Genomic DNA, 14,707 nt, shown 5'->3' on the forward strand with positions numbered 1-14,707 from the left:
CTCATCCGTCAGATTCACGGCATTGGGCCGAACTGCAGCCGAGCATGGCTCGGCTCTACAGAAAGGCACCTACCGGAATACCACCGTGCGATGCCCGTTGAGCAGGATGCGGTGCTCCACATGGCGGCGCACCGCGCGTGCCAGCACCAGTGATTCGGTATCGCTGCCCAGCCGCACCAGTTCGCGCGGTGCCATCGCGTGGTCCACGCGGGCCACGTCCTGTTCGATGATCGGGCCTTCGTCCAGGTCCTCGGTGACGTAGTGCGCGGTGGCGCCGATGATCTTGACCCCGCGCGCGTGTGCCTGGTGGTACGGCTGCGCGCCCTTGAAGCTGGGCAGGAAGCTGTGGTGGATGTTGATCGCGCGTCCAGCCAGCGCGCGGCAAAGCGTGGGTGACAGGATCTGCATGTAGCGCGCCAGCACCACCAGGTCGATGCGTTCGCGCTCGACCAGGTCGATGATCTGCTGCTCCTGCACCGCGCGTGTATCGGCGGTCACCGGCAGGTGGTGGAACGGCACATGGTAGGACGCCGCCAGCGGCGCGAAGTCGGCGTGGTTGGACGCCACCGCCGCGATGTCCACCTTCAGCTGGCCACTGTGGGCGCGGAACAGCAGATCGTTGAGGCAGTGGCCCTGCTTGCTGACCAGCACCAGCAGGCGCGCGCGGCGTCGGCCATCGTGCAGCTGCCAATCCATGCCGAAGCCCTCGGCGAGCGTGGCCATGGCCGCGTGCACGGTCTCCAGCGGCAGGCCGGCATCGCGGTCGAAGTGCACGCGCAGGAAGAAGCGGCCACTTTCCTCATCACCGAACTGCTGGGCGTCGAGGATGTTGCAGCCGTGGTCGAACAGCATGCCGGACACGCGGTAGACGATGCCGGTGCGGTCGGGGCAGGACAGGGTAAGAATGGAATCGGGGCGCATCGCCACAGTGTAGGGCAGCGCCCTGCCCAGCGGCCGGATGATCACGGATGCAACCGACCTGCTTGGTTCAGTCCCAAGCGATACTTTGGACTCCCCGTGGCAAGCTGGTCGGTCATGAACCTGTTGCAACTGATCCGCAGCTTCACCCGCACCGCAGAGACCGGCAGCATTGCCGCCGCGGCCCGCATCCTTGGCATCAGCGCCACCGCAGTCGGTCAGAACATCAACCGTCTGGAGGCCCACCTGGGCGTACGGTTGCTGAACCGAAGTACGCGTCAGCTGGCCCTCAGCGAGGCCGGCGCGCTGTACCTGGCGCAGGTGCGCCACATCGAAGCCGACCTGGCGCGCGCGCAGGCGATGGTCACCTCCGGTGACATCGAACCGGCGGGGCCGCTGCGCATCGCCAGCAGCAGCGCCTTCGGTCGCCACGTGCTGGCACCGTTGCTGCCTTCGCTGCAGCAACGCTACCCGCAGCTGCAGCTGGAGCTGCGCCTGACCGACCGCGCCGTGCAGCATGGTCCTGAGGCGGTGGACGCCAGCATCCGCATCGGGGCGCAGCTGGAGGACGGCGTTGTCGCACGGCAGCTGGCACGCGTGCCCTTCGTGTTCTGTGCCTCACCGGCCTACCTGAAGGCACACGGCACGCCGAAGCAGCCCTCCGAGCTGAGCGGTCATCGCGGGCTGCTGCACCGCTTCCCCACCGATGGCCGGCCGCTGCGCTGGGGCCTGCTGAAGGATGGACAGCGCGTGGACGCCGCGCTGCCGCCGAGCATGGTCTGCGATGACATCGATGCACTGGCAACGCTGGCCGCGGCCGGTGCCGGCATCACCCGGCTGGCCGCCTTCGTGGCCGAGCCGTACCTGCGCGATGGTCGCCTGCAGGCGGTGTTCGGCGCCGACACTGGATGGCGCCCGGAGCCGATGGAGGTCTATTTCTGCGTCAGCGACCGCCGCGATTTCACCGCCAAGATCCGCGCGCTGTTCGAGCACCTGCAGGCCGGCATGGCGCCGGCCTGGCGGGTGTGAACCTCAGCGCGTCTTGAACACGCCGCGCGCATCGCGCGGCTCGCAGCGCAGGTACTGCGGCGCCGGTTCCACGCTGTCGCGCAGCGCGGCGGCGGCATGCCACGGCCAGCGCGGGTCGTAGAGAATGCCGCGCGCCAGGGCCACAGCATCGGCGTGGCGATGGCGCAGGATCGATTCGGCCTGCTCGGGCTCGGTGATCATGCCCACGGCGATGACCGGCATGCGCACCTTGGCCTTGATCGCTGCTGCGAACGGTACCTGGTAGCCCGGACCGACGGTGATCTTCTGGCGCTCGTCCAGGCCGCCGCTGGAGACATGCAGGAAATTGCAGCCGCGCGCGTCCAGCACCTGGGCCAGCGCTTCGCTCTGCACCAGATCCCAACCGCCATCGACCCAGTCGCTGGCGGAAATACGCACGCCCACCGCGACCTTGTCGGACACCGCCGCACGCACCGCATCGAACACTTCCACCAGCAGGCGCAGGCGGTTCGGCAGCGAGCCACCGTAGCCATCGGTGCGGTGGTTGCTCAGCGGCGACAGGAACTGGTGCAGCAGATAACCGTGCGCGGCATGCAGCTCGATCAGCTCGAAGCCCAGGCGCTCGGCGCGCACCGCGCTGGCGGCGAAGGCGGCGATGACCTCGGCGATGCCGGCCTCATCCAGTTCCTGCGGTGCCGGGTCGGCGGCATGGAACGGCAGCGGCGACGGCGCCACGGTGGCCCAGCCACGCACATCATCGGCCGGCAGCTGGCCACCACCGTCCCACGGGCGGTTCACAGAGGCCTTGCGGCCGGCATGGCCCAGCTGGATGCCCAGCGGCATCGGCGACCAGCGGCGGACGCTGGCCAGCACCTGAGCCAGTGCGGCTTCGGTACCGTCATCCCACAGGCCCAGGTCGGCCCAGCTGATGCGGCCGCGCGGTTCGACGGCAGTGGCTTCCAGGATCAGCAGGCCGGCACCGGACTGCGCCAGGTTGCCCAGATGCATGGCGTGCCAGTCGCTGGCGCGGCCGTCTTCGGCGGAATACTGGCACATCGGCGCGATGACGATGCGGTTGGACAGGGTCAGGGGACCGAACGAGATCGGCGAAAACAGCTGGCTCAAGGCGGTGATGAACGACGTAGGGGGTGCGTATTGCACCGCTGCGCGGCTCCTGGATCAACCGTCTGGATGGATCGCTGTTTCGCGGGGACGGGTTGTCGGTAGCGTCGACTGACAGTCGACTGCTTTTCCAACGGCTGTCGAAAGGCCCGCGCTGCGCGCGATAGTCGACTGACAGTCGACTCTACCCCGCCGGTGGTTCGATAACCGACGCCAGCGCCTCGGCGCAATCGCGCTCGTCCTTGAACTGCAGCAGGTCGTCGGCACGGGTGCGGCCACGGTTCAGCGCCGCCACCGGCAGCCCTGCCCTGGCCGCGGCCTGCACGAAGCGGAAGCCGGAATAGACCATCAGCGACGAGCCCACCACCAGCACGGCGTCGGCCTGCTGCAGGTGCTCATGCACCGTCGCCACGCGTTCGCGCGGCACGTTCTCGCCGAAGAACACTACGTCCGGCTTCAACACGCCGCCGCAATGCGGGCAGTCGGGCACCACGAACGTGGAGAAATCGGTCTCCAGGTCGGCATCACCGTCGGGGGCGACGCCGGCCTCCAGCACATCCCAGCCGGGATTGGCGTCCAGCAGCCGCTGCTGGAACTCCTCGCGACCACTGCGGCGCTCGCAGCCCATGCAGCGCACCAGGTCCAGCCGCCCGTGCAGGTCGATCACGTTCCGGCTGCCGGCACGCTGGTGCAGGCCGTCCACATTCTGGGTCAGCAGCACCTGCAGCTTGCCGCGGCGTTCGAGGGCAGCCAGGGCCTGGTGGGTGCCGTTGGGCCGGGCCAGGCCGAAGCGCGGCCAGCCCAGCAGGCTGCGCGCCCAGTAGCGCTGGCGGGTGGCCGCCTCGCCCATGAAGGCCTGGTAGGTCACCGGCGGCGTGCGTTTCCACTGACCGTCGGTATCGCGGTAATCGGGAATGCCCGAGGCGGTGCTGCAGCCGGCGCCGGTCAGCACGAACAGGCGCTGGGCGCGGTCGATGAAGTCGGTCAGTGGCGGGGTCATGGCTGCCAGATGGGGGCGCGGCCGTGCCCCCGCAAGCGCAGGTTCAGCCGGCGCATCAGGCCGCCGGCAGCGGCGGCACCGCGATCGGGTGGCCTTCCTCGTCCAGCGCGATCATCACGAAGTGGCCGCGGGTGCACAGCTTGCGCTCGCCGCTGTGCAGGTCTTCGGCGATCAGTTCCACCTCGACCTTCATCGAACTGCGGCCGACTTCGACGATGCGGCCGATGGTTTCCACCATCTGGCCGATGCGGATCGGCAGCTTGAAGTCGACCTGGTCGCTGCGCGCGGTCACCACGGTACGGCGCGAGTAACGGGCGGCGGCCAGGAAGGCGGCCTTGTCCATCCAGGCCAGCGCCTGGCCGCCGAACAGGGTGCCAAGGTGGTTGGTGTGATTGGGAAAGACGATTTCGGCCATGCGCACTTCGGTGGGCGGCACGGTCTCGGCGATCGGGGTCATGGGGGTGCTTCGGTGTGGGGTGCTGCGGATTCTAAGCGACCGGCGTGATGGCCATCGGAATGCACGTACAACGGTCACCCGGCAGCGGTGCCCGCGCAGGCCGCGCCTGCGGCAGGCGTTACACTGCGCCACGCCCACTGCCAGGACCGCCCATGCCCGCCACTTCCGACCTGCTGGCCTTTGCGTTGGTTTCGCTGGCCATGGTGCTCACCCCTGGGCCGAACATGATCTACGTCATCTCGCGCTCGATCTGCCAGGGGCCGATGGCCGGCCTGATCTCGCTGGGCGGAGTGGCGCTGGGCTTCGTGTTCTACATGCTGTGTGCGGCACTGGGCATCACCGCCCTGCTGATGACTGTGCCGTTCGCCTACGACGCGCTGCGCATCGGTGGCGCGCTGTACCTGCTGTACCTGACCTGGCAGGCACTCAAGCCCGGCGGCCGTTCGCCGTTTGCAGTGCGTGACCTGCCGCAGGACAGCCCGCGCAAGTTGTTCACCATGGGCTTCCTGACCAATCTGCTGAACCCGAAAGTGGCGGTGATGTACCTGTCGCTGCTGCCGCAGTTCCTGCACCCGGACAGCGAAGGCAGCGTGCTGATGCAATCGATCGTGCTGGGCTCCACCCAGATCCTGGTCAGTGTCAGCGTGAACGGCGTGATCGCGCTGACCGCCGGCAGCATCGCCGGATTCCTGGCCGCGCGCCCCACTTGGCAGATGGTGCAGCGCTGGTTGATGGGCACCGTGCTGGCCGGGCTGGCGGTGCGCATGGCGGTGGAAGGGCGGCGCTAGCCGCTCCTTGTAGAGTCGAGCCGTGCTCGACTGCTGTTTGCGAAGACCAGTCGAGCATGGCTCGACGCTACAGAAACAAGAAACCCCGGCGTTGGCCGGGGTTTTTCGTTGCGACAGGCCTGACCGGTTCGATCAGAAGTTCATGTCGAAGGCGACTTCGCCCTGCACGCCGACCTGATAGGCCGAGACGCGGCGTTCGAAGAAGTTGGTCAGTTCCTGCACGTCCTGCAGTTCCATGAACGGCAGCGGGTTGCGTACGTTGTACTTCTTTTCCATGCCCAGCTTGGCGAAGTGCTGGTCGGCGCAGTGCTGCAGGTACTGGCGCATGTCGCGGGTCGAGATGCCGGCCACGCCGCCGGACAGAACGTCCTCGGCGAACTGCACTTCGCATTCGATAGCTTCGGCCAGCATGTCGTAGACCTGCTGCTTCATCTCGTCATCGAACAGGTCCGGCTCTTCCTCACGCACCACGCGCACCGATTCGAACGCGAACTCCATGTGCGCGCTCTCGTCGCGGAACACCCAGTTGGTGCCCGAGGCCAGGCCCGGCAGCAGGCCGCGCGAACGGAAGTAGTACACGTAGGCAAACGCCGCGAAGAAGAACAGGCCTTCGATGCAGGCGGCAAAGCAGATCTGGTTGAGCAGGAACTGGCGACGCTCGGCACGGGTCTCGATGCGCTTCAGGTCCTGGATCGAGTCGATCCACTTGAAGCAGAAATCGGCCTTCTTCTTGATCGAGTCGATGTTCTCTACCGCGGCGAAGGCTTTGACGCGCTCTTCCGGATCCGGCAGGTAGTTGTCGAGCAGGGTCAGGTAGAACTGCACGTGCAGCGCTTCTTCATACAGCTGGCGCGACAGGTACATGCGCGCTTCGGGCGCGTTCAAGTGCTGGTACAGGTTCAGCACCAGGTTGTTGGACACGATCGAGTCGCCGGTGGCGAAGAACGCGACCAGGCGGTGGATCAGGTGACGCTCACCCGGCGACATCTTGCTGTGCAGGTCGGTGATGTCGATCTGGAAGTTGATCTCTTCCACCGTCCAGGTGTTCTTGATCGCGTTCCGGTACATGTCATAGAACTGCGGGTAGCGCATCGGGCGCAGGGTCAGTTCAAAACCGGGATCGAGCAGCATCTGCTTGGGCTTGTCGGCCATGGGTGTTTCCTTGAATTCCTGGGTGAGCCGCCGGGCATGGCCCGGCGCTACCGTGGGTGTTTTTCCGCAGCCGAGCATGGCTCGGCTCTACAGGTGCGAGATGTTCGAGTGCCGACCAACGGTCGGCACCCACCGCGCGGTGTGTTACTGGCAGGCCTCGCAGGCTTCCGGGTTTTCCAGCGAGCAGGCGATGGCTTCGTCCGGGCTGAACACCTTGGCCGGCGCGGCAGCGCTCACCGTGGTCTTGGCGATCTTGGTGGCCGGGCGCGAACGCAGGTAGTAGGTGGTCTTGATGCCCTGCTTCCAGGCGTACATGTACATGGAGGACATCGCGCCGATGTTCGGGCTTTCCATGAACAGGTTGAGCGAGGCCGACTGGTCGATGAAGGCGCCGCGCTCGGCGGCCATGTCGATCAGCGAACGCATCGGCAGCTCCCACGCGGTGCGGTAGACCTCGCGCAGCGTTTCCGGAATCTGTGCCACGCCGGCGATGGAACCTTCGGCCAGCTTGATGGCGTCGCGCATGTCGGCAGTCCACAGGCCCAGCTTCTTCAACTCGTTCACCAGGTAACGGTTGACCTGCAGGAAGTCACCGGACAGGGTCTCGCGCTTGAACAGGTTGGACACCTGCGGCTCGACGCACTCGTAGCAACCGGCGATCGAGGCGATGGTCGCGGTCGGTGCAATCGCGATCATCAGCGAGTTGCGCAGGCCGTGTTCCTTGATGCGGGCGCGCAGGGCATCCCAGCGTGCAGTGTCTTCCGGCACCACGTTCCAGGCGTCGAACTGCAGTTCGCCGCTGGCGGCACGGGTGTCGTTGAACGACGGGTGCTTGCCGCGTTCCTGGGCCAGCTCGCAGGAGGTTTCCAGCGCGTGGAAGTAGATCGCTTCGGCGATCTTCTTCGACAGGGCGCGGGCCTCGGCGCTGTCGAACGGCAGGCGCTTGCGGAAGAACACGTCCTGCAGGCCCATGCAGCCCAGGCCGACCGGACGCCAGCGCAGGTTGGCGCGGCGGGCGGTTTCGATCGGGTAGAAGTTCAGGTCGATGACGCGGTCGAGCTGGCGCACGGCCAGGCGCACGGTCTCGGCCAGCTTCTCGAAGTCGAACTCGTTGTGCTCGTCGAAGTGGTTGCCCAGGTTGATCGAACCCAGGTTGCACACCGCGGTTTCATCGTTGGAGGTGACTTCCAGGATTTCCGTGCACAGGTTGGACAGGTGGATCACGTTGCCCGGACGCAGGGTCTGGTTGCTGGCGCGGTTGCACTTGTCCTTGAAGGTCATCCAGCCGTTGCCGGTCTCGGCCAGCGTACGCATCATGCGGGCGTACAGCTTGCGGGCGGAGATGGTGCGGTTGGCCTTGCCCTGGGCTTCGGCCTGCAGGTAGGCGGCCTCGAAGGCTTCGCCGAACAGGTCGGTGAACTCCGGCACGACGCGCGGATCGAACAGCGACCATTCCTGGTCGGCCTCGACACGCTTCATGAACAGGTCCGGCACCCAGTTGGCCAGGTTCAGGTTGTGCGCACGGCGGGCTTCGTCACCAGTGTTGTCGCGCAGCTCGAGGAAGTCCTCGATGTCGGCGTGCCAGGTTTCCAGGTACACGCAGGCCGCGCCCTTGCGCTTGCCGCCCTGGTTCACCGCGGCCACGGACGAATCCATGGTCTTCAGCCACGGCACGATGCCGTTGGAGTGGCCGTTGGTCGACTTGATGAGCGAGCCACGCGAACGCACGCGGGTGTAGCTGACGCCGATACCGCCGGAGAACTTCGACAGCTGGGCGATGTCGCCGTACTTGGAATAGATCGACTCCAGCGAATCCTGCGGCGAATCCAGCAGGAAGCACGAGGACAGCTGCTCGTGGGTGGTGCCGGAGTTGAACAGGGTCGGGCTGGACGGCAGGTAGTCCAGGTTGCCCATGCGCTTGTACAGCGCCAGGGTCTCGGACACGTCCTCGCTCAGCGCGCTGGCGATGCGCAGGAAGAACTGCTGCGGGGTCTCGATCACCTTGCGGGTGTGCGGGTGGCGCAGCAGGTAGCGGTCGTACAGGGTACGCAGGCCGAAGTAATCGAAGTTCAGGTCCAGCGAGATGTCGATGGCATCGTTGAGCTTGCGTGCGTTGGTCTGCACGAAGTTCAGCAGGCGGTCGTTGATCAGGCCGACTTCATGGCCACGGCTGACCGACTGCGAGAAGGCATAGATTTCCTGGCCCGAGACTTCCTTGGCGATGTAGTTGGCCAGCAGGCGCGCGGCGAGGCGGCCGTACTCGGGCTCTTCACCGATCAGCAGGGCGGCGGTGCGGATGGACAGTTCGTCCAGCTCGCGGGTGGTGGCGCCGTTGTACAGGCCGGAAATGGTGCGGGTGGCCACGCGCATCGGATCGACGGCGTGCAGGCCTTCGGAGGAACGCTGCACCGCGCGCACGATCTTGTTCAGGTCAACCAGTTCGGTGGTCCCGTTGCGCTTGGTCACACTCATCGCGTTGGCCGTCGGCGGCGACGTCAACAGGAATTCGCTTTCCTTCTCGATGGTGGCGCTGGATTCGGTGCTCACGGCGTATGTCCTCTTGGCGTGATTTGGGGGTGCTCGATGCATCGGGGTGACGCAGCCCGGGACATGACGGCCCAGGATGGCAGGACGGCGTCGCAGGGGATGAGACCCTGCGCCTGCCACTGCCGTTGACGACCGCGGATGGGAACCCCGGGCAACCCCTGGAATTGGGGTTGCTGCGACCGACGGCCACAAGATAGTGGGGGTAAAGGGGTCCGTCAACGCCAAATGTAGTGAAATTCGGCAATCCCTTGCGCCGCAAGGATCGTGCCATCGGCGCCCGGATCAGACGCTTCAGACCTGCCGGAACGGGCTGCGCAGTCAAGCCCGAAAGGCGTCATTGCGGTGGTACAACGCACCGCGAAAACGGAACAATGACAGCTTCACATGACAGTGATGAAACTGGCTAGGGACAACCCTGTGGATAGGTGGTGGGCAGCCGGTGGGAATCCGGTGGACGGGTGACTTCCGGCCGGTGACGCGCTCGGACGGGCGGCGGATGCTGGCCGCTCGCTCCCGGAAAAGGACGCTCCGATGCACCTGCGGTTGCCCGCGCTGGCCCTGCTGCCTGCCCTGTTCATTGCCCCGGCGCTGGCCGCCGAAGGGCCGGACCTGCGTTCGGACCAGTGCGGCATCCATACCGACTACGACGTGCTGGTGGACAGCGGCGGCATCTGGCTGCGGCATGGCCCGCAGGCGCCGCATGAAGTGGTGTTCCACGACGGCGAGCTGAGCCTGGACGGCAGGATGGTCACGGTCAGCGCCGCCGACGCCGCCCGCCTGCGGCAGATGGAGGCCGGTGCCCGCCAGCTGATGCCGGCGGCCACCGCGCTGGCCCACGAAGTCTCCGGGGTCACCTTCGATGCGTTGGACGCGGCCTTCGAGGCCATCACCGGCACGTCCCGCAATCGCCAGATGCGTGCGATGCGCGGCGAGATGCAGACCTGGATCGACGCCAGCCTGGGCCGAGGCTACTGGGAGCAGGAGACGTTCGGCGACGGCTTCGACGCGCACATCGAGCAGATGGCCGAGACAATGGCCGGGTCGATGACCCGCAGCGTGCTGTGGCAGGTGTTCACCGGCCGCGCCGGCGCCATGGAGCGCCGCGCCGACCGCCTCGATGCCGAAGTCGACCGCCGCATGGAAGCGCGCAGCCAGCAGCTGGAAGCCAAAGCAATGGCCCTGTGCCCGCTGGTGCAGTCACTGGCGCAGGCCCACGATGCGCTGGAAGTGCGTTACCAGGGACAGCCGCTGCGGCTGCTGGAGCGCGGCGAGAGCGTACGGGTGGAGCACGGCAGCGGTTCGGGCCTGCATGTGTCGGCCGGGCCGGATGAGCGGCCGCGCGGGAATGTCGTTGCACCCTCCCGATAACTGCGCGGCGCTGCTGTAGAGCCGAGCCCATGCTCGGCTCCTTTTCGGCACATCATGCAGAAGCAGCCGAGCGTGGGCTCGGCTCTACAACCAGCAGAACCCCTCACGCCCGGTGCGGGGTGCCCAGGTACTCGGCGCTTTGCATCTCGATCAGGCGCGAGGCGGTGCGCTCGAACGCGCCCTGCAGGCGCTGGCCGGTGTACAGCTCGATCGGCGAGGTGCTGGCGGTGCAGACCAGGTTGACGTGGCGGTCGTACAGCTCGTCGATCAGGTTGACAAAGCGGCGCGCGGCATCTTCGTTCAGGCGGTCGAAGGCGGGAATGCCGCCCAGCAGCACCGTGTTGAACTCGTGCGCGATCTCGATGTAATCCGAGGGCCCGCGCGGGCCTTCGCACAGCGCGGCGAAATCGAACCAGGCAATGCTCTTGCCGCGGCCACGCACCGGGATCTTGCGGCCCTCGATCTCGATGTTGCCGGGCTTGGCCGGCTGGCCGCCGCTCAATTCGTTCCAACGCGTGGCCAGCCAGTCGTCGCTGTCGGCCGCCAAAGGGGCGCGGTACACCGGCGAGCGGGTCAGCGCGCGCATCCGGTAATCCTCGGTGCCCTCGGCGTACAGCTCCACGCAGAAGCGCTGCAGCAGGCCGATGGCTGGCAGGAAGCTCTCGCGCTGCAGGCCGTTGAGGTACAGGTTCTCCACCGCGGTGTTGGAGGTGGTGACCAGGGTCACGCCCTCGGCAAACAGGCGCTCCAGCAGCCGCGCCAGCAGCATCGCATCGCCGATGTCGGTGACGAAGAATTCATCCAGCACCAGCACGCGCAGGTTGCTGCGCCATTCCTGGGCGATCTTCGCCAGCGGGTCGCTCTGGCCCTGGTGCTCGCGCAGGCGCTCGTGGATGCTGCGCATGAAACGATGGAAATGGGTGCGGTACTTCTGCTTGATCGGCAGCCCGTCGTAGAACAGGTCCACCAGGAAAGTCTTGCCGCGGCCGACGCCGCCCCAGAAGTACAGGCCCTTGACCGGCTCGGGCTTCTTCCAGAACGAGGACAGGCGGTCCAGCCAGCCGTCCTCGGCGCTGTCCAGCAGGCCCAGGTGGATGCGGTCCAACTCGGCCAGCGCCGCATGCTGGGCCGGGTCGTTCTGCCAGTCGCCACGGGCAACCCCTTCCGCGTACCGCTGCGACGGGGTCAACTCGGTTGCACTCATGCCGCCGCGCCCAGCCAGTGCTTGACGCCGTGGGTCAGTGCGCCGCGCAGATCGATCAGCTTGCGGTGGAAGAAATGGCTGGTCTCGGGCATGCGCACCAGCTCATGCGGGAAATCCAGCGTGTCCAGCCACTGGTAGACGGCCTGCGGGTCGACGATCTCGTCCTGCTCGCCCTGGATCACCAGCCAGCGCGCCGGCGGCGCGATGCCATCGAAGTCCCAGCGGCCGGCCGGCGGCGCGATCGAGATCAGCGCTTCGGGCTGCAGCGCGGCAGCGGCCTTCAACGAAACGAACGCGCCGAAGCTGAAACCGGCCAGCCACAGGCGGTCGTCCGGACGCTGGCTGCGCACCCAGGCGGCGACGGCCTTCAGGTCATCCTGCTCGCCCACGCCGTGGTCGAACTCACCGGCCGAACCACCCACGCTGCGGAAGTTGAAGCGCACCGTGGCGATACCCAGCTCGCGCAGGGTGGTGGCGGTCATGGTGACCACCTTGTTGTGCAGCGTGCCACCCTCGGTGGACAGCGGATGGCAGACGATGGCCACGATCGGCTGCACCGGCACATCGGCCTTGGGCAGGTCGACGACCACTTCCAGCGGGCCGGCCGGGCCGTCCAGTTCGAGGCAGGCGGTTTCGCCGGGGGTGACGGGGAACGAAGGCTTGTGCATGGCACCATGATACCGTCCCCCGCCCCTGCCCTGTGCCCGCCCCATGCTCTACCTGTCCTTGGCCGTGATCTGCAGCGTGCTGGTTTCGGTGGTGTTGAAGGTGGCCGGACGCCGCCAGCTGGATGTTGCGCAGATGGTCACCTGGAACTATCTGGTGGCCGCAACGCTCACCGCCGTGGTACTGCAGCCGCCACTGGACGCACTGCGCGCGCCGCATGCCCCGTGGCTGTCATTGCTGGCGCTGGCGGTGGTGCTGCCGTCGATCTTCCTGGTGCTGGGCCGCGCGGTGGCGGTGGCCGGCATCGTCCGCAGCGACGTGGCGCAGCGGCTGTCGCTGCTGCTGTCATTGGCCGCCGCCTTCCTGTTCTTCGGCCAGACCGCCACGCCCTGGAAGCTGGCCGGGCTTGGCCTGGGCCTGCTGGCGATGGTGGCGATCAGCCTGCGCCCGCGCGGCCCGGCCGTGGCGTCCTCACCCGGTGGCTGGGGCTGGCTGCTGGGCGTCTGGGCCGGGTTCGCGGTGGTGGACGTGCTGCTCAAGCAGGTGGCGCTGTCGGGCACACCGTCGATGGCGGCGGTGCTGGCCAGTTTCAGCGTCGCCTTCGTGCTGATGCTGGCAGTGCAGCTGTGGCGGCACGCCAGTGGCCGCAGCCGACTGGCCTGGCGCAACCTCGGCGCGGGTGCACTGCTGGGCCTGCTCAATGGCGGCAACATCCTTTTCTATGTGCACGCGCACCAGTCGATGCCGGACAGCCCGGCCACCGTGTTCGCCGGGATGAACATCGGCGTGGTGGTGCTGGGCGCGCTGGTGGGCGTGTTCGCCTTCGGCGAGGCCACCACGAAGTGGAACCGCGCCGGGCTGGCGCTGGCGGTGCTGGCGATCGGGTTGATCGCCTGGGGGTAAGCCCGGAACGATCCTGCCTTCTGTAGAGTCGCCGGGCGTGGCCTGGCGAACCTTATCTGTCGAAACCCAGCAGCAGCGGGTCGTGGTCGGAGCTGCGCCACGGGCCCTGCACGTTGCGACCCTGGTAACCGCTGGCGTCCTGCTCGTCGGCGTTGCTGTGCCATTCGGCGGCACCGCGCAGGCGCTTGGCCATGCCCGGGCTCAGCAGCGCGTGGTCGAGGCGGCCGCTGTAGCCGTTGTAGACGTAGCTGTAGGGATGCTCGACCTTGGCCACCTTGAAAGCATCCTGCCAGCCCAGGTCATGCAGGGCGCGGATCGGGTCTTCCATCGCGTAGGCATTGAAATCACCCAGCAGCACGGCGTCCTTGGCTCCGGTACCGGTCGGGTCGGTCTGCAGCCAGGCATGCAGCTGCTGCGCCGAGGTCACGCGGGTCGCGTTCCAGCAGCCCTGGTTGTCATTGCGGTCGGCGTCGGCACCGGCGGCGTCGCGGCAGCCCTTCGACTTGAAGTGGTTGGCGACCACCACGAACGGCGCACCCTGCTTGCCCTGGAAGGCCTGCGCCAGCGGCACGCGGCTGTGCTCGACGAACGGGCCACCGGTCAGCGTGGCCGGCTTGCCCAGCGGCTGCAGGCGGCTGCTGCGGTAGATGATGCCAACCCGGATCGGGTTGTCGCCCGGGCCGTTGCCGGCATCGACGAAGCGCCAGTCGCCCTGCGCGCCACGGTCGCGGTTGAGTGCATCGACCAGTTCGGCGATGGCCGACTGCGGACCATAGCCATCGTTCTCCAGCTCCATCAGCGCGGCGACATCGGCGCCCAGCGCGTTGACCGTGGTGACCAGCTTGGCCACCTGCGCCTTGTGCTCGTCCAGGGTGCGTGCGCCGCGCAGGGTCGGGAAGCCACCGCCCTGGCCGTCACCATTGAAGAAGTTCTCCAGGTTGAAGGCCGCCACGTGCAGGCTGCCCGGCACGGTCGGCACCGCCGGACGCTTCAGCTCCGGCAGCTTCAGCACGCCTTCGACCTGCAGGCGCGGACGGCCCTGTGCGTCCACGCGCACGATGCCCTCCACATTGCGCAGCTGCATGCCGGTGCGCAGCACCGGGTGGGCCGGCAGGTAGGCCACGCTGGCCGGGTCGCGGGCATCGCTGCCGTCGTCCAGCACCAGGCGGCGGCGCTGGTTGTCGGCCATCACCTGCTCGTAGCCGGCAGTACCCGGCGCGGCCACTTCGGTGGGCTGCCAGAGGCGGCCATCGAAGGCCACGGTGAGCTGGCCAAAGCGCTCAAGGCCGTCGGTACCGGCCAGGGTGAGCGGTGCGGCGATGCGCACGCGCTGGCCATCCAGCGCACGCCAGTCGGCCGGCGCGGCGGTCAGCACCACGGTGGCGCTGCTGCGCGCGGTGGAGGGCGACGCGACCGGTGCGGCCTGCGGCTGGGCCTGGGCCTGGGCAAAGGCGCCGGCCGGCAGCAGCAGGGACAGGGCAAGGGCGAGGGAACGGCGGCGCATCAACGGGCGACTCCATGGAAGAGGCGCACAGACTAACCCTGAAATGCGAAACCCCAGCGACGCGCGCGGT

The 14,707-nt window shown here is 67.4% G+C and carries 13 protein-coding genes; 4 read left to right on the forward strand and 9 right to left on the reverse strand.

What is annotated here, in order from left to right; translation table 11 throughout:
* Positions 1-69 precede the first annotated feature (69 nt).
* Positions 70-921, reverse strand: a complete 852-nt coding sequence (gene purU, locus R1H25_RS07795; RefSeq protein ID WP_049443651.1) for a formyltetrahydrofolate deformylase — start codon at positions 919-921, stop codon at positions 70-72.
* 114 nt (positions 922-1,035) lie between these two features.
* Here purU and R1H25_RS07800 point away from each other — a divergent pair, with 114 nt between their 5' ends.
* Positions 1,036-1,947 carry a LysR family transcriptional regulator gene (locus tag R1H25_RS07800; RefSeq protein WP_317223249.1) on the forward strand — a complete coding sequence of 304 codons (912 nt, stop codon included), beginning with the start codon at positions 1,036-1,038 and terminating at the stop codon, positions 1,945-1,947.
* Between the two features lie 3 nt (positions 1,948-1,950).
* On the opposite strand, the gene R1H25_RS07805 is transcribed toward R1H25_RS07800, so the two are convergent.
* The 3 genes from R1H25_RS07805 to R1H25_RS07815 all read right to left on the reverse strand — a co-directional run bounded on the left by R1H25_RS07805 (position 1,951) and on the right by R1H25_RS07815 (position 4,505).
* On the reverse strand, positions 1,951-3,051 hold the full coding sequence (locus R1H25_RS07805; RefSeq protein ID WP_317223269.1) for an NADH:flavin oxidoreductase/NADH oxidase: 1,101 nt from the start codon (positions 3,049-3,051) through the stop codon (positions 1,951-1,953).
* Positions 3,052-3,232: 181 nt separating this feature from the next.
* A complete protein-coding gene (locus R1H25_RS07810) occupies positions 3,233-4,048 on the reverse strand; it encodes an NAD-dependent protein deacetylase (protein ID WP_317223250.1) in 816 nt (271 codons plus the stop codon).
* A gap of 55 nt (positions 4,049-4,103) precedes the next feature.
* A complete protein-coding gene (locus R1H25_RS07815; RefSeq protein ID WP_049443640.1) occupies positions 4,104-4,505 on the reverse strand; it encodes an acyl-CoA thioesterase in 402 nt (133 codons plus the stop codon).
* A gap of 152 nt (positions 4,506-4,657) precedes the next feature.
* Here R1H25_RS07815 and R1H25_RS07820 point away from each other — a divergent pair, with 152 nt between their 5' ends.
* Positions 4,658-5,293 carry a LysE family translocator gene (locus R1H25_RS07820; protein ID WP_317223251.1) on the forward strand — a complete coding sequence of 212 codons (636 nt, stop codon included), beginning with the start codon at positions 4,658-4,660 and terminating at the stop codon, positions 5,291-5,293.
* 132 nt (positions 5,294-5,425) lie between these two features.
* Here R1H25_RS07820 and R1H25_RS07825 read toward each other — a convergent pair whose 3' ends face one another.
* Both R1H25_RS07825 and R1H25_RS07830 read right to left on the reverse strand, forming a co-directional pair.
* Positions 5,426-6,445, reverse strand: coding sequence for a ribonucleotide-diphosphate reductase subunit beta (locus R1H25_RS07825; RefSeq protein WP_008264781.1), 1,020 nt, complete (start codon positions 6,443-6,445; stop codon positions 5,426-5,428).
* A 144-nt stretch (positions 6,446-6,589) separates the two neighbouring features.
* Positions 6,590-8,992, reverse strand: coding sequence for a ribonucleoside-diphosphate reductase subunit alpha (locus tag R1H25_RS07830; RefSeq protein WP_099589792.1), 2,403 nt, complete (start codon positions 8,990-8,992; stop codon positions 6,590-6,592).
* A gap of 531 nt (positions 8,993-9,523) precedes the next feature.
* Between R1H25_RS07830 and R1H25_RS07835 the strand changes: the two genes are divergently transcribed.
* Positions 9,524-10,360: a DUF2884 family protein gene (locus R1H25_RS07835; protein ID WP_317223252.1), complete on the forward strand. Its 837-nt coding sequence runs from the start codon at positions 9,524-9,526 to the stop codon at positions 10,358-10,360.
* Between the two features lie 103 nt (positions 10,361-10,463).
* On the opposite strand, the gene zapE is transcribed toward R1H25_RS07835, so the two are convergent.
* Both zapE and R1H25_RS07845 read right to left on the reverse strand, forming a co-directional pair.
* Positions 10,464-11,564 carry a cell division protein ZapE gene (zapE, locus tag R1H25_RS07840; protein ID WP_057500051.1) on the reverse strand — a complete coding sequence of 367 codons (1,101 nt, stop codon included), beginning with the start codon at positions 11,562-11,564 and terminating at the stop codon, positions 10,464-10,466.
* Positions 11,561-12,232 (reverse strand): CocE/NonD family hydrolase, encoded by a 672-nt coding sequence (locus tag R1H25_RS07845; RefSeq protein WP_317223253.1) that lies wholly within the window; start codon positions 12,230-12,232, stop codon positions 11,561-11,563. The genes zapE and R1H25_RS07845 overlap by 4 nt, the downstream gene beginning before the upstream one ends.
* Positions 12,233-12,275: 43 nt before the next feature.
* On the opposite strand from R1H25_RS07845, the gene R1H25_RS07850 reads away from it, so the two are divergent.
* On the forward strand, positions 12,276-13,133 hold the full coding sequence (locus tag R1H25_RS07850; RefSeq protein WP_317223254.1) for an EamA family transporter: 858 nt from the start codon (positions 12,276-12,278) through the stop codon (positions 13,131-13,133).
* A gap of 52 nt (positions 13,134-13,185) precedes the next feature.
* Here the strand turns inward: R1H25_RS07850 and R1H25_RS07855 are convergent, their stop codons facing one another.
* The gene (locus tag R1H25_RS07855) at positions 13,186-14,637 is read right to left on the reverse strand and encodes an ExeM/NucH family extracellular endonuclease (RefSeq protein ID WP_317223255.1); all 1,452 of its coding nucleotides are present in this window, start codon (positions 14,635-14,637) and stop codon (positions 13,186-13,188) included.
* Positions 14,638-14,707: the final 70 nt, after the last annotated feature.

This window comes from Stenotrophomonas veracruzanensis, from assembly GCF_032911525.1.
GTDB lineage: Bacteria > Pseudomonadota > Gammaproteobacteria > Xanthomonadales > Xanthomonadaceae > Stenotrophomonas > Stenotrophomonas africana.